We start from the raw sequence: 21090 nt of genomic DNA, 5'->3' as shown, positions 1-21090 counted from the left end.
TCATGACGACCCCAAAGATCATCTATACCCTGACCGATGAAGCCCCAAGTCTGGCGACCTACTCGCTGCTTCACATCATACAGGCATTCACCAAGGCAGCCGGGGTCACTGTCGAGACCAGTGACATTTCTCTCGCCGGACGCATACTCGCCAACTTCCCCGAACACCTGAGCGCCGCGCAAAAAGTCACCGACGGCCTCGCCGAGCTGGGCGCACTGACGCTGAAGCCGGAAGCCAACATCATCAAGCTGCCGAATATTAGCGCATCGGTCCCGCAACTGAAGGCGGCGATCAAGGAACTCCAGTCGCAGGGTTACAAGGTGCCCGATTTTCCCGAGAACCCGCAGAACGAGGCCGAGAAGGAAATCAAGGCGCGCTACGGCAAGGTGCTGGGCAGCGCGGTAAATCCGGTGCTGCGCGAAGGCAATTCCGACCGCCGCGCCGCCGCCTCGGTCAAGCAATATGCGCGCAAGCATCCGCACCGCATGGGCAAGTGGGCCGCCAACTCCAGGACCCGCGTGGCACACATGAGCAGCGGCGATTTCTACGGCAGCGAAAGATCCATGACCGTGCCCGAAGCCGTCAGCACCCGCATCGAGTTCGTGAGCAAGGACGGCAAGGTCACCGTGCTCAAGGACAAGCTTGCGCTCCAGGCAGGCGAGATCATCGATGCCGCCGTGATGAGCCGCCGCGCACTGCGCAAGTTCTATGCCGAACAGATCGCAGCGGCGAAAAAAGAAGATGTGCTGCTATCCCTGCACCTGAAGGCCACCATGATGAAGGTGTCCGACCCCATCATGTTCGGCCATGCCGTTTCCGTATTCTTCAAGAACGTGTTCGACAAGCACGGCGACTTGCTCAAGGAACTGAAGATCAACGTCAACAACGGCTTCGGCGATATGGAGGCCAAGGTGTTAGCGTTGCCGGAAGCGAAGCGCGCCGGCATCGTAGCCGACATCGCCGATTGTTTCAGGAACCAGCCGCCGCTGGCGATGGTGAATTCCGACAAGGGCATCACCAACCTGCACGTACCATCCGACGTGATCGTCGATGCCTCCATGCCGCCGATGATCCGGGACGGCGGCAAGATGTGGGGCGCCGACGGCAAACCCTATGACACGTTGGCGATGATCCCTGACCGCTGCTACGCTGGCGTGTATGACGCCACCGTCGAGGACTGCAAGAAGAACGGCGCGCTTGATCCCGCGACCATGGGCTCCGTGCCCAACGTCGGCCTGATGGCGCAGAAGGCCGAGGAATATGGCTCGCATGACAAGACCTTCGAGATCGCCGGGGACGGCGTAGTACGCATCGTCGACACATCCGGCAAGGTGCTGCTGGCGCAGAATGTCGAGCAAGGCGACATCTTCCGCGCCTGCCAGACCAAGGATGCGCCCGTCCAGGACTGGGTCAAGCTTGCAGTCTCTCGCGCGCGCCTCTCCGGCACACCGGCTATTTTCTGGCTGGACAAGAATCGCGCGCATGACGCACAGATCATCGCCAAGGTCGATAGATATCTCAAGGATCACGACACCAACGGGCTTGACATCAAAATCATGGAGCCGGCGGATGCTTGCCGCGCAACGCTTACACGAGTCCGTCAGGGAAAAGACACCATCTCCGTCACCGGCAACGTATTGCGCGACTACCTCACCGACCTGTTCCCCATCCTGGAACTCAACACCAGCGCCAAGATGCTGTCCATCGTACCGCTGATGAATGGCGGCGGAATGTTCGAGACCGGCGCCGGTGGCTCGGCACCCAAGCATGTGCAGCAATTCCAGCAGGAAGGCTACCTGCGTTGGGATTCGCTGGGCGAGTTCCTGGCGCTGGGCGTATCGCTGGAACATCTTGGCCAGAAATTCAACAACGTCAAGGCGCAGATCCTGGCCGAAACGCTGGATCAGGCTAACGCCAGGATCCTCGACAACAACAAATCACCGGCCCGCAAGGTAGGTGAGATCGACAACCGGGGCAGCCATTTCTACCTGGCACTGTACTGGGCCCAGGCACTGGCCGCTCAGACCAGGGACAAGGAAATACAGGCACGCTTCACCCCATTGGCGAAGGCATTGACGGACAACGAAGCGAAGATCAACGAAGAGCTGCTCGCGGCGCAGGGCAAGCCGGTCGATATGGGAGGCTACTACCACCCGGATTTCGGCAAAATATCGAAGGCGATGCGTCCTAGCGCCACACTCAATGCGGCTCTGGGAGCTATTTGAAAAAATCCTGACGAGAACCCAGCTCCCTAAAAGGGGGCAATCCCCATCGAATTCACGGTACTGATACCAAATAAAAAAGCCCGCCACGTGAATGGCGGGCTTTTTTACAACTCAGGCGGCGATTAACCCGCTTGAATGTTGGAGGCTTGTTTGCCCTTCGGACCCTGAACAACCTCGAAAGTCACTTTCTGACCTTCTTTGAGAGACTTGAAGCCGCTCATGTTGATCGCGGAGAAGTGCGCAAACAAATCTTCGCTGCCGTCATCGGGAGTAATGAAACCGAAACCCTTTGCATCGTTGAACCATTTTACAGTACCGTTTGCCATGCTTTACTTCCTTACAAAAAACGATGGGTGGACCCCCATCAAATTGTTTGAATTCCAAGATCGCAAATGGGACCGCACATGGCAAAACCAGCACTGCAGATACTTTGATTCAAACACCCGAGCGCTTTTTACCCCACTTGAACTTATAACGTCAAGGGCTAAATACAAAATATTGACGAATTGACTTGAAAAACCCGAGCTAATCGTCAAATATGCAACTGAGCAAAGGGCGAGAATAGCGAACCATGGCAACCAAGCAAGAAAATGTAAACCTGCTGGAGCGCAGCAAAACCAAGCCGCCCAAGCTTTACAAGGTGATCCTGCTGAACGATGACTTCACCACCATGGAGTTCGTCATTGAGGTTCTAAGGATCTTTTTTTCGATGGGACAGGAACGCGCGACGCAAGTCATGCTCCAAATCCACAACGAGGGTTCCGCAGTGTGTGGCGTGTACCCGAAAGACATTGCCGAAACCAAGGTATCTCAGGTGTCAGAGTTTGCAAAGCAGCACGGGCATCCATTACGATGCCAAACGGAGGAAAACTAAATGATCGCGCAAGAACTGGAAGTCAGCCTGCATCTGGCATTTGTCGAAGCCCGCCAGAAACGGCACGAGTTCATCACTGTCGAGCATCTGTTGCTCGCCATGCTGGACAATCCCTCTGCTGCCCATGTGTTGCGCGCCTGTGGCGCGGACATCGAAGAATTGCGTGCTGTACTGGTGCAACATATCGAGACCCATACCCCAGTCGTCCCGGGTACAGGCGAGGTAGATACGCAACCGACCGTCGGCTTCCAGCGCGTGATCCAGCGCGCCATCCTGCATGTGCAATCCACCAATAAAAAAGAGGTGACCGGAGCGAACATCCTGGTTGCGTTGTTCGGCGAAAAGGAATCGCACGCGGTCTATTTCCTCAACCAGCGCGCCATCACCCGTCTGGACGTGGTGAACTACATCGCGCACGGCATCAACAAGACTGCCGAGATCCAGCCCGCCACGCAAAAGACCGCGAACGAGGCGGATACCGAACAGGAAAGCAGCAACGATAGCGCGCTCAAGAATTACACCTTGGATCTCAATGCCCATGCCTTGGCGGGCAAGGTCGATCCGCTCATCGGGCGCAGCATGGAACTGGAACGCGTGATTCAGACGCTATGCCGCCGGCGTAAAAACAACCCTCTACTGGTGGGTGAAGCCGGCGTAGGCAAGACGGCCATCGCGGAAGGCTTGGCTCGAAACATCATCGAGGGCGAAGTGCCCGAAATCCTGAAGGACGCCCACGTCTATTCTTTGGACATGGGCGCTTTGCTGGCCGGAACAAAATATCGTGGCGATTTCGAGCAGCGCCTGAAAGCCGTGCTGAAAGAATTGCAGGATGCCCCCAACGCGGTGCTGTTCATCGACGAGATTCATACCCTGATCGGTGCAGGTGCGGCATCGGGAGGTACCATGGATGCCTCCAACCTGCTCAAGCCTGCGCTTTCCAGCGGTGCCCTGAAATGCATAGGAGCGACCACCTATCAGGAATATCGCGGCATCTTTGAAAAGGATTCCGCGTTGTCGCGCCGCTTCCAGAAGATCGATGTGTCCGAACCTTCGGTGGAACAGACCATCGAGATACTGAAGGGGCTGAAATCGCGCTTCGAGGAACACCATAGCATCAAATACAGTTCTGCTGCCCTCACCAGCGCCGCAGAACTGTCTTCGCGCTTCATAAATGATCGGCACCTGCCGGACAAGGCCATCGACGTGCTGGACGAAGCCGGGGCTGCCCAGCGCATCCTGCCCAAGTCCAAACAGAAAAAGGTCGTGGGCAAGCACGAGATCGAAGAGATCATCGCCAAGATCGCCCGCATCCCGGCGCGCAGCGTTTCCCATGATGACCGTAATGCGCTGAAGAACCTCGATCGTGACCTCAAGGCCACCGTATTCGGTCAGGACAAGGCCATCGACGCCCTGGCGCGCGCCATCAAGATGTCGCGCAGCGGCCTCGGCAACCCGCAAAAACCCATCGGCAGCTTCCTGTTCTCCGGCCCCACGGGCGTCGGCAAGACCGAAGTGGCACGCCAGCTCGCTTATAGCATGGGCATGCCGCTGCATCGCTTCGACATGTCGGAATACATGGAACGCCATGCCGTCTCGCGCCTGATCGGCGCCCCTCCCGGCTATGTCGGTTTCGACCAGGGTGGGCTGCTCACCGAAGCCATCACCAAGCAGCCGCATTGCGTATTGCTGCTGGACGAGATCGAGAAAGCGCACCCGGACATCTTCAACATCCTGCTGCAGGTGATGGACCACGGCACGCTCACCGACAACAACGGACGCAAGGCCGACTTCCGCAACGTCGTCGTCATCATGACCACCAATGCGGGTGCGGAAGCGCTGAACAAGGCACAAATGGGCTTCACCAAAGTCGCCTCCGCGGTGGGCGACGAGATGGTCGACATCAAGAAGATGTTCACGCCCGAGTTCCGCAACCGTCTGGATGCCATCGTCTCATTCGCACCGCTGTCGAAAGAGGTCATCCTGCGCGTGGTGGACAAGTTCCTCATGCAATTGGAAGAACAATTGCACGAGAAGAAGGTGGATCCCTTGTTCACCGATGCGCTCAAGGATTACCTCGCCGAAAACGGTTTCGACCCACTGATGGGCGCCCGCCCAATGGCACGCCTGATCCAGGACACCATCCGTTCTGCGCTGGCCGACGAACTGCTGTTCGGCAAGCTCGCGAACGGTGGCAAGGTCACCGTGGACGTAAAAGATGGCAAGGTAGTGCTGGAATTTGAGGAAGAGGCTGTCCCTGCCTGATCCCGGTTACCGGGGACGGTTCGCACCGTCCCCCACCGGCCCCCTCCACTTCGGTTCACTCGTCGCCGCTATCGGCAGCTACCTTGACGCAAAACATCACCACGGCATCTGGCTGGTGCGCATGGAAGATCTTGATGTGCCACGCTGTGCAGCTGGAGCGGCTGACGACATCCTGCGCACGCTGGCGGCATTCGGGATGCACAGCGATGAAGCTGTACTGTACCAGAGCCGGCGCACGGCAGCATATGAGGACGCGCTGCGCAAGCTGCAAAGCTGCGGTGCGGCATATCCGTGTTGCTGCACACGCAAGGAGATCGCCGACTCGGCGCTGAACGGCATCGAAGGCCACGTTTACCCGGGAACTTGCCGCAATGGCATTCCGTCCGGGCGCGAAGAACGAGCCTGGCGGGTGCGCACTGACAACCAGGCCATTGAATTCGATGATGCGCTGCAAGGCCACATCACCCAGCACCTCGAGCTGGATATCGGCGACTTCGTGGTGAAACGCGCGGACGGATTGTTCGCTTACCAGCTGGCAGTCGTAGCGGATGATGCGTTCCAGAACATCACGCATATCGTTCGCGGCGCCGACCTGCTGGCTTCCACGCCGCGCCAGATCCATCTGCAACGCCTGCTTGGCCTGCCTGAGCCACGATACATGCATCTGCCTGTCGCGGTGAACGAAGCGGGAGAAAAGCTGAGCAAGCAGACGCTGGCGGCGCCGGTAGATGCCTCAGCCCCTCTTGCAACGATGTTGCAGGTACTGGAGTTCTTGCAGCAGCAACCGCCTGCCGAATTATCCCGGACTGATGTGAGTACGGCGCTGGAGTGGGCAATACTGAACTGGGACGCAAGCAGATTACGGGGAATCCGCACACTTCCACTTTGATTCAGCGCATCTAGCCTGGCTGACGACGGCGGCGCAAGAATTCGAAGATGGCCGGGATGAATGAAATGAAGATGATGACGAGAATCATCAAGGTAAGGTTGTTCTTGATGATCGGAATATTGCCGAAGAAATAGCCCGATAGCGTGAGGCTGCCGATCCAGGCAAGGCTGCCCAGTGCGCTGAACATCAGGAACAATCGGTAGCTCATGGTGCCGATGCCCGCCACGAACGGTGCAAAAGTACGGATGATGGGCAGGAAGCGGGCGAAAAGTACGGTCTTGCCGCCATGCTTGTCGAAGAAGCGGTGGGTCTTTTCCAGATGCTCATGCTTGATGAAGCGCTGGTTGACACTATTGAGCAAGCGCAACCCCAGCAGACGCCCGATCCAGTAATTCGTGTTGTCGCCGCCAAACGCAGCCAGCATCAGCAATGGCATAAGGATATGCAGCTCCAGCGAGCCCATACCGCACAGTGCACCCGTCACGAACAACAGGGAATCGCCAGGCAGGAAAGGCGCGACGACCAGACCCGTTTCCGCGAAGATGATGCCGAACAATATGGCATATATCCACATGCCGTACTGTTGCACTAGCACCAGCAGGTGGGCGTCGAGGTGGAGGACAATATCAAAGAACGATGTCAGCAGATCCATCGGATTAACATAAAACTCGCACAGCGAGCCGTTTGCCTCCTCTCCCGCATGCGGGAGAGGATTGAGGAGAGGGAACAGTCATGGCAAGTTTCATTATCAGATTCATGCCTGTTAAGGCAGCACTTCTTCAGCTTCGGTCTTTTCCGGTTTGATGAAGTCTTCGCGCGACACGCCGAACATCATAAGCAAGGGACTGGCCACCAGCACCGAGGAGTAGATACTGAACAAGATGCCGATGGTCAGCGCCAGTGCGAAATAATGCAGCGTCTCGCCTCCCAGAAACAGCATGGAAGTCACCATGATCTGAGTACATCCGTGGGTGATGATGGTGCGTGACATGGTGCGGGTGATCGCGTTGTCGATGATCACTGCAACCTCGGTCTTGCGCATCTTGCGGAAGTTCTCGCGGATCCGGTCGAACACCACCACCGATTCGTTCACCGAATAGCCCAGGACGGCCAGCACCGCAGCCAGCACCGAAAGCGAGAATTCCCACTGGAAAAAAGCGAAGAAGCCAAGGATGATGACCACGTCGTGCAGGTTAGCGATGATCGCCGCCAGGCCGAATTTCCACTCGAAACGTATCCACAGATAGCCGACGATACCCAGACTGACCAGCAACAGCGCCATTGCCCCGTTATCGACCAGATCCTTGCCGACCTGCGGGCCAACGAATTCGACGCGGCGCAACTCAACGCTGGCATCCTGCTGATGCAGGGTATCCATCACCTGATCAGAAAGTTTCGCACCCGCCTTGTTCTCCTTGAGCGGGATCTGGATCAGCACATCCTTGCTGGAGCCGAAGTTCTGCACCAGCGCATCGTTCAGGCCGATGCTGCCAACCTGGCCACGCACCTTATCCAGGTCAGCCGATTGCGCGTAATGGACTTCCATCACGGTGCCGCCGGTGAAATCCACGCCGAAGTTCAGCCCCTTCGTCGCAAGAAAGAACACCGCGAACAGGAAGGTCACCAGCGAGATGGCCGTCGTATACCGGCCATAACTCATGAACGGGATGTCTTTTTTGATGCGGAAGAATTCCATAGTCTTATCCCCTTAGCCGATGGCAACCTTGTTCAGCCGCGCTTTGCGGCCATAGATCAGATTGACCAGCGCACGCGATACCAGCACGGCGCTGAACATGGAAGTCAATATGCCCAGGCAGAGCACCACCGCGAACCCCTTGATCGGCCCGGAACCGAACATGAACAGAGCGATACCGGCTATCAGCGTGGTGATATTGGAGTCCAGAATGGTGGCAAAGGCGTTCTCATAGCCCGCATGGATCGCCATTTGCGGCGGCACCCCGTTGCGCAGTTCCTCACGGATACGCTCGTTGATCAGCACATTGGAGTCGATCGCCATACCCAGTGTCAATGCGATACCCGCCATGCCGGGCAGTGTCAGTGTGGCCTGCAGCATGGACAGCAGCGCTATTAGCAGCAACAGGTTGGCCCCCAGCGCAAGTACGGAAACTCCACCGAACATCAGGTAGTAGGCAATCATGAAGATCGCAATGGCAATGAAGCCGATCTGCGTGGAATGGAAACCCCGCGCAATATTGTCTGCACCCAGGCTCGGGCCGACAGTACGTTCCTCGACAATCTCCATCGGCGCAGCCAGAGCCCCGGCACGCAACAGCAATGCAGTATCCTTGGCCTCTTCGGTGTTCATCTTGCCGCTGATCTGCACGCGCCCGCCGCCGATCTCTTCACGAATCACCGGTGCAGTGACCACTTCGCCCTTGCCCTTTTCGAACAGGATGATGGCCATGCGCTTGCCGACATTCTCGCGTGTCGCTTCCTTGAACTTGCGTGCCCCGACCGCATCCAGATTGATGTGCACGGCCGGTTCGTTGTTGCGGCTGTCGAAACCGGGTTGGGCATCATTGATGCGTTCGCCGGTCAGAATCACGCTTTTCTTCACCAGCAGCGGAGTACCGTCGCGATCCTTGAATATCTCAGTGCCGAATGGAGCTATTCCGCCTGCACTCAAATGGTGTTCATCATCCACCATGCGCACTTCCAGTGTGGCGGTACGCCCCAGGATGTCCTTGGCGCGCGCGGTATCCTGCACACCCGGCAATTGCACCACGATGCGATCTGCGCCTTGCTGCTGGATCACCGGCTCGGCCACGCCGAGTTCGTTCACCCGGTTGCGCAAGGTAACGAGGTTCTGCTGCACGGCAGATTCCTGGATGCGAATCTGTTCCTGCTGCTTGAGGCTGGCGAGCAGCAGGAACTCCCTGCCATCTTCGCTTGTATTGAACTCAAGCCCGCCGAATCGCTGCTTAAGTTCATCCTCGCCCTTGCTGCGCGCATCGGCATCGCGGAACTTGATCGTGATCGCGCTGGCATCACGGCTCACGCCCGAGTAGGGAATGTCAGCCTCACGCAAACTGCTGCGAATATCGCCGGAATCAGACTCCAGGGCCTTGTCCAGCGCCGCCTTCATATCGATCTGCAGCAGGAAATGCACCCCTCCGCGCAGATCGAGACCCAGGTACATCGGCAAGGCATTGAGGCTGGCCATCCATTGCGGCGAGCGCGGCACCAGATTGAGTGCCACCATATAGTCGTCGCCCAGCTGGGCATGCAGCACATCTTTTGCCTTGAGCTGGATATCGGTGTTGCTGAAGCGTGCCTTGACGCTGGTCGCATCCAGGGACATGGCTTCGGGATTCAATTGTGCAGCCTTCAGCGCATCTTCCACGCGTGCCAGCAATTTTTCATCCGCCTTAAGATTCGAGCGTAGCGGCAGCACCTGCACCGCGGGTGCTTCGCCATAAAGATTGGGCAAGGCATACACCAGGCCCAGCATCAGCGCGACAATTATCAGCAGATTCTTCCACAGCGGATAGCGGTTCATAGCGACACCTTGATTTACAGCATGATTAGAAGGATCCGGGGATCAGATCGACTTGATGGTGCCCTTGGGCAAGACGTTCTGGATAGCAGCCTTTTGCACCTGGATGACGACATTGTCGGCGATCTCGATCGCCGCGCTGTCTTCGCCGACTTTGGTCACTTTGCCGAGTACGCCGCCAACCGTGGCGACTTCATCGCCTTTTTGCAACGCCTCGATCATGGCTTTCTGTTCTTTGGCGCGCTTTTGCTGAGGACGCAGGATGAGAAAATAGAATACCGCCACCAAGGCGATCAATGGCAGAAACTCCATGATGCTGCCTTGCGGAGCAGGTGCGCCACCGTCTGCATATGCGTTGCTGATGAACAATTGGCCGATCGTTGAAATCATTTCTATCCTCTCGAATAATAGGGGTCAAAAAATCGAAGGTGCGCATTCTAACATGGATGGCATGACTGTTTTACTACGCCCACGCCCGGCTCTGCCAACGTTGCTTACAAGCCTGCACGCGCATGCCGGAACGAGGCCTGGAACTCGGCGTAGCGCCCGGCCTCGATAGAGACACGGATGTCGCGCATCAGTTCCTGGTAGTAGTGCAGGTTATGGATGGAATTGAGCCGCGCACCGAGTATCTCGTTAAGGCGGTGCAAATGATGCAGATAGGCCCGGGTGAAATGGCGGCAGGTGTAGCAGCTGCACTGCTCGTCCAGCGGACGCGTGTCCAGCCGGTATTGCGCGTTCTTGATACGCACATCGCCGAAACGGGTGAACAGGTGGCCGTTGCGTGCATTGCGTGTCGGCATCACGCAGTCGAACATGTCGATACCGTTGCCCACCGCCTCCACCAGGTCTTCCGGGGTGCCCACGCCCATCAGGTAGCGCGGCTTGTCCACCGGCAATTGCGGCGCGGTATGTCTGAGGATGCGCAGCATATCCTCCTTGGGTTCGCCAACCGACAGGCCACCGATGGCAAAACCGTCGAAGCCGATGCCCTTCAGTCCCGTCAGCGATTCGTCGCGCAGATGCTCGTGCATACCGCCCTGCACGATGCCGAACAACGCATTCGGATTGCCCTCGTGCGCCTTCTTGCTGCGCTCCGCCCAGCTCAGGCTCAGGCGCATCGACACGCCCGCCGCCTGTTCGTCCGCTGGATACGGCGTGCATTCGTCAAAGATCATCACGATGTCGGAATTGAGTACCTGCTGGATGCGCATGGACTCTTCCGGCGACAGGAAGCACTTGTCGCCATTCACCGGCGAGCGAAATTCCACTCCGCCGCCGGTGATCTTGCGCAACTCGCCCAGGCTGAACACCTGAAAACCGCCGGAATCAGTAAGGATAGGACCATCCCACCCCATGAAGCGGTGCAGGCCGCCGTGGGCCGCGATGACCTCCAGCCCCGGGCGCAGCCACAGATGGAAAGTGTTGCCGAGCACGATCTGTGCCCCCATGTCTTTCAGCTCAAGCGGCGACATCGCCTTGACCGTGCCATATGTGCCGACCGGCATGAAGGCTGGCGTCTCCAGCTTGCCGTGCGCCAGATCCAGCGTGCCGCGACGAGCAGCACCCGAGGTGTTATGTAAGGTGAATTTCATTGTTCTCTTTCGATCAACATCGCATCGCCGTAACTGAAGAAGCGATATTCCTTTTCCACCGCATGACGGTATGCAGCCAGCATCTTCTCCATTCCGCCGAAAGCGCATACCAGCATCAGCAAAGTGGAGCGCGGCAGATGAAAGTTGGTCAGCAACACATCCACTACCCCGAAACGATAGCCAGGCGTGATGAAGATGCTTGTTTCGCCCGAACCGGCAACCAGTTCTCCGCTCGCAGCCGCACTTTCCAGCGCACGCAGGCTGGTCGTGCCCACTGCGATAATGCGCCCGCCTTTGGCCTTTGCCTCACGGATGGCATCCACCGTAGCTTGCGGGATGGTGTAGCGCTCGCTATGCATGACGTGCTCCTCGATATTTTCGGCACGTACCGGCTTGAACGTGCCGGCGCCGACATGCAAGGTCACGTAAGCAATGTCCACCTTTTTGTCGCGTAGCGCCTGCAGCATGGTCTCGCCGAAATGCAGCCCGGCCGTAGGCGCGGCCACCGCACCCGGCTCCCGGGCGAACACGGTCTGGTAGCGCTCCTCATCTTCGGCACCAGCAACATGGGCGATATAGGGCGGCAAGGGCAAGTGCCCATACCGTTCCAGCAAAGCCGTCACCGCGGCCGCACCCTCGAAGCACAAATGGAAGAATTCACCTTCACGCCCCAATACCTTGACCCGCAATTTTTCCGCAAGCAATAACCGACTTCCGGGCTTGGGCGTCTTGCTGGCCCTTACTTGCGCCAACACCTCATGCTCGCCCAGCACCCGCTCGACCAGCACTTCGACCTTGCCGCCACTTTCTTTTTCGCCGAACAGCCGTGCCTTCAATACGCGCGTGTCGTTCAATACCAGCAGGTCATGTCCATGCACCAGCCCATGCAGGTCAGCGAATTGACTGTCTTTCAGCCCCGTCTTGCCTACCTGCAGCAACCTGCTCGCCCCTCTCTGCAAAGGGGGATGTTGCGCAATCAAGCGCTCGGGCAAAATGAAATCAAAATCGTCGGTACGCATCCAGACTATATGCTGCCGGAACAAAAACGCGCATTGTAGTTGATGAGGCCTGACGTTTCATGGATAATTCGCGCCCTTCCCTTGCCGGGGTGATGGAACTGGTAGACGTGCCGGACTCAAAATCCGGTGCCTGAAAGGGCGTGGGGGTTCGATTCCCCCCCCGGCACCAAATTCGCATTTTTTGTCAGATTTGTGTCAACTTCATGTCAACGGCTTATGAACCAGCTGCGTTATTCGTCTCGACACGAGCAGTGTCATAAACGTTTATTAACTACCAAACTGGAGTCTTTCATGAAACTGTTGTCCACTCTGATCGCCGCTGTGTTCGCACTGGTTACTTTCTCTGCTGTTGCTGAAGAAGCTGCTGCTCCTGCTGCTGCTCCTGCTGCCGCTGCTGCTCCTGCTGCCAAGGCAGAAGCCAAGCCAGCCAAGAAGGCTCACAAGGCAAAGAAAGCAAAAAAAGCAAAGAAAGCAAAAAAAGCTGAAGCAGCTAAGTAATATCGCTTCAACCTAGAAATGGCAGGGGTGACCCTGCCATTTTTTTGTTTCTATCAGACCGCCGAGTCAACCCGGAAACAACTCAAACGTTAGTTTTCAAGACACTGACGGTGTCTTCATTTATAAACTACTGAACTGGAGTCACAAATGAAACTACTTTCCATTCTGATCGCTGCCGTTTTCGCTGCAGTCTCGTTCTCCGCCGTTGCTGCCGATACAGCCGCTCCTGCTGCCGCTTCCGCCGCACCTGCCCATAAAACCGCCAAGCCGGCTGCCAAGCATCATAAAGCCAAGCACGCCGCCAAGCATGAAAGCATGAAAAAAGCCAAGTAACATTCGCAAGTACTCAAAGAGGCAGGGGGAGCCCTGCCTTTTTTTATTTCGTTTAGAATTACATCATGATCTGGAAACCACACGCCACCGTCGCCGCCGTCCTCGAACAGGATGGCAAGTTCTTGCTGGTGGAAGAGCATACCCCACAGGGCTTGCTGTTCAACCAGCCGGCCGGACATTGGGAAGCGAACGAGACTTTGCCAGCAGGCGCGATCCGCGAAACATTGGAGGAGTCGGCCTACGATTTCGAGCCGGAATTCCTGATTGGCGTATATCGCTGGCATTCGACCAAGTCCGACACCACCTATCTGCGATTCGCTTTTGGCGGACGCACCCTCGCCCACCACCCCGAACGTGCCTTGGACAAAGGCATCGTGCGCGCCGTGTGGATGACACTGGACGAGATACGCGCCACGCAAGATCGTCACCGCAGCCCGCTGATATTGCGTTGCGTGGAAGACTACCTTGCGGGCAAGCGCTATCCGCTCGACCTGATCGCCCACTATGAGTAAAGGACCAGCCCTCTCCCGAACCCTCTGGGTGAAGCAACTAGCCATTCGACTAGACTGCAAAAAACCTCAACCAAGTCGCTGGTTATCCCAGAGGGAGGGGGCCAAACGTGCAAAGCAATCGTAAAATCACTGTCGTCGTCGGCATGTCCGGCGGCGTCGATTCTTCCGTCACGGCACTCCTGCTGAAAGAACAGGGTTACGAGGTCATCGGCCTGTTCATGAAGAATTGGGAGGACGATGACGATAGCGAATACTGCTCCTCGCGCCAGGACCTGATCGACGCTGTGTCGGTGGCCGACACCATCGGCATCCCCATCGAGGCGGTGAACTTCGCCAAAGAATACAAGGACCGCGTGTTCAACTATTTCCTGCGCGAATATGAAGCCGGACGCACGCCCAACCCGGACATCCTGTGCAACTCGGAGATCAAGTTCAAGGCCTTCCTCGACCATGCCATCCGCCTCGGCGCCGAGAAGATCGCCACCGGCCACTACGCCAAGGTGCGCGAACAGGACGGCGCATTCCAGTTGCTCAAGGCCGACGACGACAGCAAGGATCAGAGCTACTTCCTGCACCGCCTGAACCAGCACCAATTGTCGAAATCGATGTTCCCGCTGGGCGACATTCCGAAGAGCAAAGTGCGCGAGATCGCGCGCCAGCACAACCTGTCCAACGCCGCGAAGAAGGACAGCACCGGCATCTGTTTCATCGGCGAGCGCCCGTTCCGCGAGTTCCTCAACCGCTACCTGCCGACCAAACCCGGCGACATGGTCACGCCGGAGGGCAAAGTGATGGGGCAACACATGGGCCTGTCGTTCTACACCTACGGTCAGCGCCAGGGGCTGGGCATCGGCGGCGGCAAGGACAGCAGCGGCGAACCGTGGTTCGTTGCGGGCAAGGACATGGCGAACAACCGCCTGCTCGTGGTGCAGGGGCACGACCACCCCTTGTTGCTCAAGCCGCAACTCGATGCGCTGGACATGCACTGGATCGGCGACCATGCGCCCGACACGACGCGCGACTATGCCGCCAAGACGCGCTACCGCCAGCAGGATGCGGCTTGCCGTATTTCGATCAACGCACCGGATACCGCACATTTCTCCTTCGACGAAGCACAATGGGCGGTGACTCCCGGCCAATCCGTGGTGGCGTACGATGGCGAGATATGCTTGGGCGGCGGCATCATTGCATAGCCTCGCCGCAACAGCGCAGGTAAAATAGCGCCTCCGTAATTTTGCTCCGGATATCCATGACACTGACTGCCCTCACCGCCCTTTCCCCCCTTGACGGACGCTATCACGGCAAAGTCGACGCTTTGCGCAGTCATTTCAGCGAATTCGGACTGATCCGCTATCGCGTATTGATCGAGATCGAATGGCTCAAGGCACTGAGCAATGAAGCCGGCATCAAGGAGCTGCCGCCGTTTTCCCCCGCCGCCATCGCACACCTCGTACAACTCGCCGCAGAATTCTCGGAAACGGATGCGGAACAGATCAAGGCCATCGAGCGCCGCACCAATCACGATGTCAAAGCCATCGAATATTGGCTGCGCGAAAAACTTGCCGAGATTCCGGAAACGGCCAAGGCCCTGGAATTCATCCACTTCGCCTGCACTTCGGAAGACATCAACAACCTGAGCCATGCATTGATGCTCAATCACTCGCGCCGCGAAGTGATGCTGCCCACCCTGCAGGTGCTGATCGAACGCCTGCAGCATCTCGCGCACCAGCATGCCGACCTGCCCATGCTGTGCCGTACCCACGGCCAGACCGCCACTCCCAGCACCTTGGGCAAGGAGATGGCCAACGTCGTCTATCGCCTGCGCCGCGCCCACCAGCACATCGCCGACGTCGAGGTGCTGGGCAAGATCAACGGCGCGGTGGGCAACTACAACGCACACTTGTCCGCCTATCCGGACGTGGATTGGGAAAGCTTTGCGAAGAAATTCGTCGAGGCGCGCGGCCTGACCTTCAACCCCTATACCATCCAGATCGAGCCGCATGACTGCATGGCCGAACTGTACGATGCCTATGCTCGCGCCAACACCATCCTGATCGACCTCAACCGCGATATCTGGGGTTACATTTCCCTCGGTTATTTCAAGCAGAAGGTGGTGGCCGGTGAGGTCGGCTCTTCCACCATGCCGCACAAGGTCAACCCGATCGACTTCGAGAACTCGGAAGGCAACCTTGGGCTGGCCAATGCGCTACTGAAGCACCTGTCCGAAAAGCTGCCGGTCTCGCGCTGGCAGCGCGACCTCACCGATTCCACCGTGTTGCGCAACATGGGCGTGGCCCTGGGCTACACGCTGCTGGCCTACGAATCATGCCTGAAGGGGCTGAACAAGCTGGAAGCCAATCCGCAGCGCTTGGCGGAAGACCTGAACAACAGCTGGGAAGTGCTAGCCGAACCGATCCAGACTGTCATGCGCCGCTACAACATCGAAAATGCCTATGACAAGCTGAAGGAACTCACGCGCGGCAAGGGCGGCATCAACCGCGAAAGCCTGGCAGCATTCATCCAGACACTGGACATCCCCGCTAGCGAGAAACAACGCCTGCAGGCGTTAAGTCCGGAAACGTACACCGGCAAAGCAGCCGAGTTGGCAAAGCGCATCTGATGAAACTACTAGCCATCCCACTAAGAAACCAAAAGACGGTTGCCAAGTGGTTGGTTATGATCTTCAGGCAATCCCAAACAAAAGCCCCGCCAAAGCGGGGCTTTTTCATTCAGGCAGCGGCGGCTTGGACGGGTATCTTGTCGCGCTTGTCGATGATGCGGTTGTTATCGTCCACATAGACCAGTGTGGGATGGTATTTCTGCAATTCCAGTTCGGGATAGACGGAGAATGCCGCGATGATGAGGATATCGCCCGGGCCGGCCTTGTGCGCTGCCGCACCGTTCACCGAGATGGTGCCCGATCCGCGTTCGGCACGGATGGCATAAGTGCTGAAGCGCTCGCCGTTGGTGACGTTGTAGATGTCGATCGCCTGATATTCCCTGATGCCGGAAGCATCCAGCAGGTCGTCGTCGATGGCGCACGAACCCTCGTAATGCAGCTCCGACTGCGTCACGCGCACGCGGTGCAATTTTGCCTGTAGCATGGTTCGTTGCATGATCACCTCCTCCGCCCTCTCCTCTATCCTCTCCTGCCGATTGGCAAGGAGGCGAACGAGAAAGGCAATCTTAAACTCCCGCCCAAAGTTCTGCGGGCGCGCATTATAAACGCCCCGAAATCAAAGACCAACCTCGATATTATCGATCAGCCGGGTCTTGCCCAGCCGGGCGGCTGCCAGCAAGACCAGATAGCGCTCGCTCTTCTCCGGAACGCCAAGATCCGCCTGTCTACGCACCGCCACATACTCCACCTGCCAGCCACGCTTGGCAAGCGCCGCGCCCGCTTTTTCCTCGAGACCGGCATAACCAGTCTCCCCTTCTTTCAGGGCAACCCCCATCCCACGCAAGATTTGACTCAAAAATGCCGCTTCGGTTCGCTCATCTGCGGACAAGTACTGGTTGCGCGAAGACAGCGCCAGGCCGTCCGCTGCACGGGCAGTCTCCGCGCCGATGATCGTGATGGGCAGATTCAGCTGGATAACCATTTGCCGGATGACGGCGAGCTGCTGGTAATCCTTCTTGCCGAAGATGGCGATTTGCGGCTGCACCAGATTGAACAGCTTCAGCACCACGGTCGCCACGCCGAGAAAGTGGCCGGGGCGGAAAGCTCCGCATAATTCGTTGGCGATGGGAGGCGGCTCGACGAAGATGGTCTGTTTTTCCGGATACATCTCGCCCACCATGGGGGCGAACACCACGTCTGCCAGTCCCTGCAGCTTGGCGCAGTCGGCTTCCAGCGTGCGCGGATACTTGTCGAAGTCTTCGTTGGGGCCGAACTGCAGGGGATTGACGAAGATGCTGACCACCACGCAGGAACCATGCTGGCGCGCGATACGCACCAACTCGATATGCCCTTCGTGCAGATTGCCCATGGTCGGCACAAAGGCGACCGACATTTCCTGCGCCAGACGGGCGCGCAGTTCCGCCACGGAGTGGATGAGTTGCATCAGAACGAGTGCTCCGGCGCCGGGAAGGTCCCAGCCTTCACTTCAGCAACATAATTCGCCACGGCCTGCCCGACGGAGCCGGTTCCCGCCATGAAGTCCTTGACGAAACGTGCCTTCTTGCCGGGATAGATGCCCAGCATGTCATAGATCACCAGCACTTGCCCGGAACACCCGGCACCAGCGCCGATGCCTATCGTAGGCGCACTGAGTCTTGCGGTGACTTCTGTCGCCAGCGCTGCAGGAATCGCCTCCATCAGCACGATGCCGGCCCCCGCCCCCTGCAAAGCCAGAGCATCCTGCAACAGCTTCTGCGCAGCGGCATCGCCTTTGCCCTGAACCTTGTAACCGCCGAGCTGGTGTACGGATTGCGGCGTCAGGCCAACATGCCCGCACACCGGGATACCCCGTGAAGCAAGGAAGTGGACGGTCTCGGCCATCTCTGCACCGCCTTCGAGTTTGACCATCTGCGCACCAGCCGCCATCAATTGCACCGCATAGGCGAAGGTCTCGCGCGGACTGACTTGCGAAGTGCCGAACGGCATATCAACCATGATGAACGCCTGCTGTGCGCCGCTGGCCACGCAGGAGGTGTGATACGCCATCTGCTCGATGGTCACCGGCAGGGTGGTTTCGCGCCCCTGGATCACCATGCCCAGCGAATCGCCGACCAATAGCACATCCACACCATTCGTTTCCAGCAGCGTGGCGAAACTGGCGTCATAGCAGGTCAATACCGCGATCTTTTCGCCTTTGCTGCGCATCGCTTGCAGTGTCGATAGTGTCTTGCGCATCATGCACCCACGTTGAAATATTCCCGCCGCCCGCGCATCTTGCCGATACGATCGAGCAGCAATTCGAAGTCATCAGAATTATCCACAAAATTCAGGTGTTCGCTATTCACCACCAGCAGCGGCGCTTCATCGTACTGGTGAAAGAACTCGCCATAGCTGTCGGCCAGCCGCGCCAGATAATCGTCCTGGATGGATCTTTCATAACGATTCCCGCGCCGCCGTACGCGTTCGGCCAGGGCATAAGTGGGGGCTTGCAGGTAGATCACCAGATCGGGCGTGGGTACTTGCGGCGAGAGTCCCTGATAGATGGTCTGGTAGAGTTTGTACTCGTCGTCGCTCAGGGTCAAACGCGCGAACAATGCATCTTTCTCGAACAGGTAGTCGGAGATGGTACGGGTCTGGAACAAGTCCATCTGCGCCATGTCGCGCGCTTCGTTGATGCGCTGGAACAGGAAGAACAACTGCGTGGGCAAGGCATAGCGCACCGGGTCCTGATAGAAGCTGGCCAGAAAAGGATTGTCCTGCGGTTTCTCCAGCAATGGCTGCACTTCGACATGCTCGGCGAGGCGCTGCGCCAGGCTGGTCTTGCCCACGCCGATGGGGCCTTCCACCACGATATATCGATATTTGCTCAAGGGCATTCAGATCCGCTCCAAAGTTTGTCCCGTGCATAGCAAGGCCGCCTCTGCTGCGGAACCGATCCCCGGGATAACGCAGTCAGGCGCGATCTCCAGCAAAGGTTGCAACACGAACGCGCGCAGATGCATCTGCGGATGCGGGATGGTCAAGCCATGCTCGTGGTGCTGCAGATCGTCATAAAGCAACACATCCAGGTCCAGAGTGCGCGGCGCATTGCAGAACTCGCGCGTGCGTCCGCATTCGTGTTCCAGGGCGAGCAGCATATCCAGCAGGGCACGGGGTTTCAGTTCCGTTTCGATCTGCGCCACAGCATTGATGAAATCCGGTTGATCCAGATAGCCCACCGGGGCGCTGCGATACAACGAAGAGTGCCTTACCATGCGCGTCTGCGGCAATCCAGCCAGAGCCTCCAGTGCGCTGGACACCTGAAACACCGGATCGGCCAGATTGCTACCCAACCCTACGAATGCAACGTGTTGAAGGCGCTTCATCAATCTATGGGCAGTTCAGCCTGGGCGGCGGCAGGTTTCTTGTTGCGGCGGCGGCGTTTCTTCGGGCCACCGCTGTCTGGCAACAGCATCTCGTTGCGACGCTCGTCGCTGGCATGCTGGAATTCCTCCCACCATGCACCCAGCTCTGCATCCACTTCTCCGCTCTGGCAACGCAACAGCAGGAAATCGTAAGCGGCGCGGAAGCGCGGCAAGGCCAGCAAGCGCAGGGGGCGCTGCCCGCCACGTTGCTCGAAACGCGGCTGCAACAGCCACAACTCCTTCATTACCGTGTCGTAGCGGCGAGGAATGGCGAGTTGCGCGCGCTGCCTGTCCAGTACCTCGTCCATCGCCGCATGCATCGCCCCGACCGGGCGCTCGCCCGCATCCTGCCTGGCCTTCCATGCGGCCAGCACTTCGTGCCACAACAAGGCTGCGAACAGGAAAGCCGGTGATGTGGGTTTTTCTTCGGCGATGCGCTGGTCGGTGTTCTGCAAGGCCAGCATGACGAACTTCTCGCCCATCGGCTGTTCCAGGATCACATCGAGCATCGGCAGCATGCCGTGATGCAGCTCCATCGCGCGCAGTTTCTTGATACAAGGCAAGGCCTGCCCGGACAACAGCAGCTTGAGCATCTCGTCGAACAACCGTGCCTCCGGCACGTTGCTCAGCAATTCCTTCATTTTCGAGATCGGGGCCGCAGTGGCCGGATCCAGTTTCATCCCCAGCTTGGCCGAAAGCCTCACCGCTCGCAACATGCGCACCGGATCTTCGCGATAGCGCACTTCCGGGTCGCCGATCATGCGCAAGGTGTTGGCACGGATATCTTCGTAGCCGTGGTGGTAGTCGAATATCTCTTGCGTGGCAGGGTCATAGAACAAGCCGTTGGCGGTGAAATCGCGCCGCGCGGCATCCTGCTCCTGATCGCCGAACTCGTTGTCGCGCAGGATACGCCCGTGCTCGTCGGTTTCGGCGTCTTCCGCATCAATGGCACGGCGGAAGGTCGAGACCTCCACCGTCTCTTCCCCGAACATCACATGCACCAGCCGGAAACGCCGGCCGATGATGCGCGCGCGGCGGAACACTCGCTTCACCTCTTCCGGCGTGGCATCGGTCGCCACATCGAAATCCTTGGGCTGGCGGTCCAGCAACAGGTCGCGCACCGCGCCGCCGACCACAAAGGCCTTGAATCCGGCAGCTTGCAACCCATCGGTCACCCGCCGGGCACCGTAACTGATCCCATCGCGGCTCACTTTGTGCAACTCGAATGGAATCACATGCGCGGCGCCTGCAACACGCACCGGAACAGTCTTGCCGAACACCCGTTTGATCAGTCTTTTTATCATCGTCAGTAAAAGTTGAAATCGCCGCAAGGGCGGCGATC

22 protein-coding genes and 1 tRNA gene are annotated in these 21090 nt (G+C 58.1%); 10 read left to right on the top strand and 13 right to left on the bottom strand.

The features are described from left to right. The first annotated feature begins 2 nt into the window (after nt 1-2). Nucleotides 3-2225, top strand: coding sequence for an NADP-dependent isocitrate dehydrogenase (locus SLIT_RS04835; RefSeq protein ID WP_013029104.1), 2223 nt, complete (start codon nt 3-5; stop codon nt 2223-2225). Between the two features lie 122 nt (nt 2226-2347). Here the strand turns inward: SLIT_RS04835 and SLIT_RS04830 are convergent, their stop codons facing one another. Beyond that, the gene (locus tag SLIT_RS04830) at nt 2348-2551 is read right to left on the bottom strand and encodes a cold-shock protein (RefSeq protein ID WP_013029103.1); all 204 of its coding nucleotides are present in this window, start codon (nt 2549-2551) and stop codon (nt 2348-2350) included. Nucleotides 2552-2796: 245 nt separating this feature from the next. Here SLIT_RS04830 and clpS point away from each other — a divergent pair, with 245 nt between their 5' ends. The 3 genes from clpS to gluQRS are packed head-to-tail and all read left to right on the top strand — an operon-like array spanning nt 2797 to nt 6250. Next, nucleotides 2797-3099: an ATP-dependent Clp protease adapter ClpS gene (clpS, locus tag SLIT_RS04825; protein WP_013029102.1), complete on the top strand. Its 303-nt coding sequence runs from the start codon at nt 2797-2799 to the stop codon at nt 3097-3099. Beyond that, a complete protein-coding gene (clpA, locus tag SLIT_RS04820) occupies nt 3100-5361 on the top strand; it encodes an ATP-dependent Clp protease ATP-binding subunit ClpA (RefSeq protein WP_013029101.1) in 2262 nt (753 codons plus the stop codon). Next, complete coding sequence (gene gluQRS, locus SLIT_RS04815; protein ID WP_013029100.1) at nt 5336-6250, top strand: tRNA glutamyl-Q(34) synthetase GluQRS; 915 nt, start codon at nt 5336-5338, stop codon at nt 6248-6250. Before clpA ends, gluQRS begins: the two co-directional genes overlap by 26 nt. A gap of 10 nt (nt 6251-6260) precedes the next feature. Here gluQRS and SLIT_RS04810 read toward each other — a convergent pair whose 3' ends face one another. The 6 genes from SLIT_RS04810 to queA all read right to left on the bottom strand — a co-directional run bounded on the left by SLIT_RS04810 (nt 6261) and on the right by queA (nt 12381). Further along, nucleotides 6261-6902 carry a DedA family protein gene (locus SLIT_RS04810; protein WP_013029099.1) on the bottom strand — a complete coding sequence of 214 codons (642 nt, stop codon included), beginning with the start codon at nt 6900-6902 and terminating at the stop codon, nt 6261-6263. Between the two features lie 111 nt (nt 6903-7013). Next, nucleotides 7014-7946 (bottom strand): protein translocase subunit SecF, encoded by a 933-nt coding sequence (gene secF, locus SLIT_RS04805; RefSeq protein ID WP_013029098.1) that lies wholly within the window; start codon nt 7944-7946, stop codon nt 7014-7016. A gap of 12 nt (nt 7947-7958) precedes the next feature. Then, entirely contained in the window at nt 7959-9770 is a 1812-nt protein-coding gene (gene secD, locus SLIT_RS04800; protein ID WP_013029097.1) for a protein translocase subunit SecD, read from the bottom strand. Nucleotides 9771-9812: 42 nt separating this feature from the next. After that, nucleotides 9813-10136, bottom strand: a complete 324-nt coding sequence (yajC, locus tag SLIT_RS04795; protein ID WP_041421055.1) for a preprotein translocase subunit YajC — start codon at nt 10134-10136, stop codon at nt 9813-9815. 125 nt (nt 10137-10261) lie between these two features. Beyond that, on the bottom strand, nt 10262-11362 hold the full coding sequence (gene tgt / locus SLIT_RS04790; RefSeq protein ID WP_013029095.1) for a tRNA guanosine(34) transglycosylase Tgt: 1101 nt from the start codon (nt 11360-11362) through the stop codon (nt 10262-10264). Then, nucleotides 11359-12381, bottom strand: a complete 1023-nt coding sequence (queA, locus tag SLIT_RS04785; protein WP_013029094.1) for a tRNA preQ1(34) S-adenosylmethionine ribosyltransferase-isomerase QueA — start codon at nt 12379-12381, stop codon at nt 11359-11361. Before queA ends, tgt begins: the two co-directional genes overlap by 4 nt. A gap of 83 nt (nt 12382-12464) precedes the next feature. Here queA and SLIT_RS04780 point away from each other — a divergent pair. The 6 genes from SLIT_RS04780 (at nt 12465) to purB (ending at nt 16344) form a co-directional block, all read left to right on the top strand. After that, nucleotides 12465-12550: transfer RNA gene (locus tag SLIT_RS04780), tRNA-Leu, on the top strand. Nucleotides 12551-12672: 122 nt separating this feature from the next. After that, nucleotides 12673-12879 (top strand): hypothetical protein, encoded by a 207-nt coding sequence (locus SLIT_RS04775; protein ID WP_013029093.1) that lies wholly within the window; start codon nt 12673-12675, stop codon nt 12877-12879. Nucleotides 12880-13026: 147 nt separating this feature from the next. Further along, nucleotides 13027-13212, top strand: coding sequence for a hypothetical protein (locus tag SLIT_RS04770; RefSeq protein ID WP_013029092.1), 186 nt, complete (start codon nt 13027-13029; stop codon nt 13210-13212). 65 nt (nt 13213-13277) lie between these two features. Then, nucleotides 13278-13724, top strand: a complete 447-nt coding sequence (locus tag SLIT_RS04765) for an NUDIX hydrolase (protein ID WP_013029091.1) — start codon at nt 13278-13280, stop codon at nt 13722-13724. A 107-nt stretch (nt 13725-13831) separates the two neighbouring features. Then, complete coding sequence (gene mnmA / locus SLIT_RS04760) at nt 13832-14917, top strand: tRNA 2-thiouridine(34) synthase MnmA (RefSeq protein ID WP_013029090.1); 1086 nt, start codon at nt 13832-13834, stop codon at nt 14915-14917. 56 nt (nt 14918-14973) lie between these two features. After that, on the top strand, nt 14974-16344 hold the full coding sequence (gene purB / locus SLIT_RS04755) for an adenylosuccinate lyase (protein WP_013029089.1): 1371 nt from the start codon (nt 14974-14976) through the stop codon (nt 16342-16344). Between the two features lie 109 nt (nt 16345-16453). On the opposite strand, the gene panD is transcribed toward purB, so the two are convergent. The 6 genes from panD to pcnB all read right to left on the bottom strand — a co-directional run bounded on the left by panD (nt 16454) and on the right by pcnB (nt 21052). Next, nucleotides 16454-16840: an aspartate 1-decarboxylase gene (gene panD / locus SLIT_RS04750; RefSeq protein WP_013029088.1), complete on the bottom strand. Its 387-nt coding sequence runs from the start codon at nt 16838-16840 to the stop codon at nt 16454-16456. 120 nt (nt 16841-16960) lie between these two features. Next, nucleotides 16961-17788: a pantoate--beta-alanine ligase gene (gene panC / locus SLIT_RS04745; protein ID WP_013029087.1), complete on the bottom strand. Its 828-nt coding sequence runs from the start codon at nt 17786-17788 to the stop codon at nt 16961-16963. Then, nucleotides 17788-18579 (bottom strand): 3-methyl-2-oxobutanoate hydroxymethyltransferase, encoded by a 792-nt coding sequence (gene panB, locus SLIT_RS04740; protein ID WP_041421054.1) that lies wholly within the window; start codon nt 18577-18579, stop codon nt 17788-17790. Before panB ends, panC begins: the two co-directional genes overlap by 1 nt. Beyond that, the gene (locus SLIT_RS04735; RefSeq protein ID WP_013029085.1) at nt 18579-19220 is read right to left on the bottom strand and encodes a deoxynucleoside kinase; all 642 of its coding nucleotides are present in this window, start codon (nt 19218-19220) and stop codon (nt 18579-18581) included. Before SLIT_RS04735 ends, panB begins: the two co-directional genes overlap by 1 nt. Further along, nucleotides 19221-19709: a 2-amino-4-hydroxy-6-hydroxymethyldihydropteridine diphosphokinase gene (folK, locus tag SLIT_RS04730; RefSeq protein ID WP_013029084.1), complete on the bottom strand. Its 489-nt coding sequence runs from the start codon at nt 19707-19709 to the stop codon at nt 19221-19223. After that, the gene (pcnB, locus tag SLIT_RS04725) at nt 19709-21052 is read right to left on the bottom strand and encodes a polynucleotide adenylyltransferase PcnB (RefSeq protein WP_013029083.1); all 1344 of its coding nucleotides are present in this window, start codon (nt 21050-21052) and stop codon (nt 19709-19711) included. The genes folK and pcnB overlap by 1 nt, the downstream gene beginning before the upstream one ends. Nucleotides 21053-21090 lie beyond the last annotated feature (38 nt).

Origin of the sequence: Sideroxydans lithotrophicus ES-1 (assembly GCF_000025705.1) — a bacterium.
In the GTDB taxonomy this organism is placed as follows: Bacteria; Pseudomonadota; Gammaproteobacteria; order Burkholderiales; family Gallionellaceae; genus Sideroxyarcus; species Sideroxyarcus lithotrophicus.
This window is presented reverse-complemented; position numbering and strand designations above follow the sequence as displayed.

Excerpts from the sequence above, each read along its gene's own strand:
- SLIT_RS04835 (WP_013029104.1), top strand. The coding sequence starts at position 3 with ATGACGACCCCAAAGATCATCTATACCCTGACCGATGAAGCCCCAAGT.
- SLIT_RS04830 (WP_013029103.1), bottom strand. The coding sequence starts at position 2,551 with ATGGCAAACGGTACTGTAAAATGGTTCAACGATGCAAAGGGTTTCGGT.
- clpS (WP_013029102.1), top strand. The coding sequence starts at position 2,797 with ATGGCAACCAAGCAAGAAAATGTAAACCTGCTGGAGCGCAGCAAAACC.
- clpA (WP_013029101.1), top strand. The coding sequence starts at position 3,100 with ATGATCGCGCAAGAACTGGAAGTCAGCCTGCATCTGGCATTTGTCGAA.
- SLIT_RS04810 (WP_013029099.1), bottom strand. The coding sequence starts at position 6,902 with ATGGATCTGCTGACATCGTTCTTTGATATTGTCCTCCACCTCGACGCC.
- secF (WP_013029098.1), bottom strand. The coding sequence starts at position 7,946 with ATGGAATTCTTCCGCATCAAAAAAGACATCCCGTTCATGAGTTATGGC.
- secD (WP_013029097.1), bottom strand. The coding sequence starts at position 9,770 with ATGAACCGCTATCCGCTGTGGAAGAATCTGCTGATAATTGTCGCGCTG.
- tgt (WP_013029095.1), bottom strand. The coding sequence starts at position 11,362 with ATGAAATTCACCTTACATAACACCTCGGGTGCTGCTCGTCGCGGCACG.
- queA (WP_013029094.1), bottom strand. The coding sequence starts at position 12,381 with ATGCGTACCGACGATTTTGATTTCATTTTGCCCGAGCGCTTGATTGCG.
- SLIT_RS04775 (WP_013029093.1), top strand. The coding sequence starts at position 12,673 with ATGAAACTGTTGTCCACTCTGATCGCCGCTGTGTTCGCACTGGTTACT.
- SLIT_RS04770 (WP_013029092.1), top strand. The coding sequence starts at position 13,027 with ATGAAACTACTTTCCATTCTGATCGCTGCCGTTTTCGCTGCAGTCTCG.
- SLIT_RS04765 (WP_013029091.1), top strand. The coding sequence starts at position 13,278 with ATGATCTGGAAACCACACGCCACCGTCGCCGCCGTCCTCGAACAGGAT.
- purB (WP_013029089.1), top strand. The coding sequence starts at position 14,974 with ATGACACTGACTGCCCTCACCGCCCTTTCCCCCCTTGACGGACGCTAT.
- panD (WP_013029088.1), bottom strand. The coding sequence starts at position 16,840 with ATGCAACGAACCATGCTACAGGCAAAATTGCACCGCGTGCGCGTGACG.
- panC (WP_013029087.1), bottom strand. The coding sequence starts at position 17,788 with ATGCAACTCATCCACTCCGTGGCGGAACTGCGCGCCCGTCTGGCGCAG.
- panB (WP_041421054.1), bottom strand. The coding sequence starts at position 18,579 with ATGCGCAAGACACTATCGACACTGCAAGCGATGCGCAGCAAAGGCGAA.
- SLIT_RS04735 (WP_013029085.1), bottom strand. The coding sequence starts at position 19,220 with ATGCCCTTGAGCAAATATCGATATATCGTGGTGGAAGGCCCCATCGGC.
- folK (WP_013029084.1), bottom strand. The coding sequence starts at position 19,709 with ATGAAGCGCCTTCAACACGTTGCATTCGTAGGGTTGGGTAGCAATCTG.
- pcnB (WP_013029083.1), bottom strand. The coding sequence starts at position 21,052 with ATGATAAAAAGACTGATCAAACGGGTGTTCGGCAAGACTGTTCCGGTG.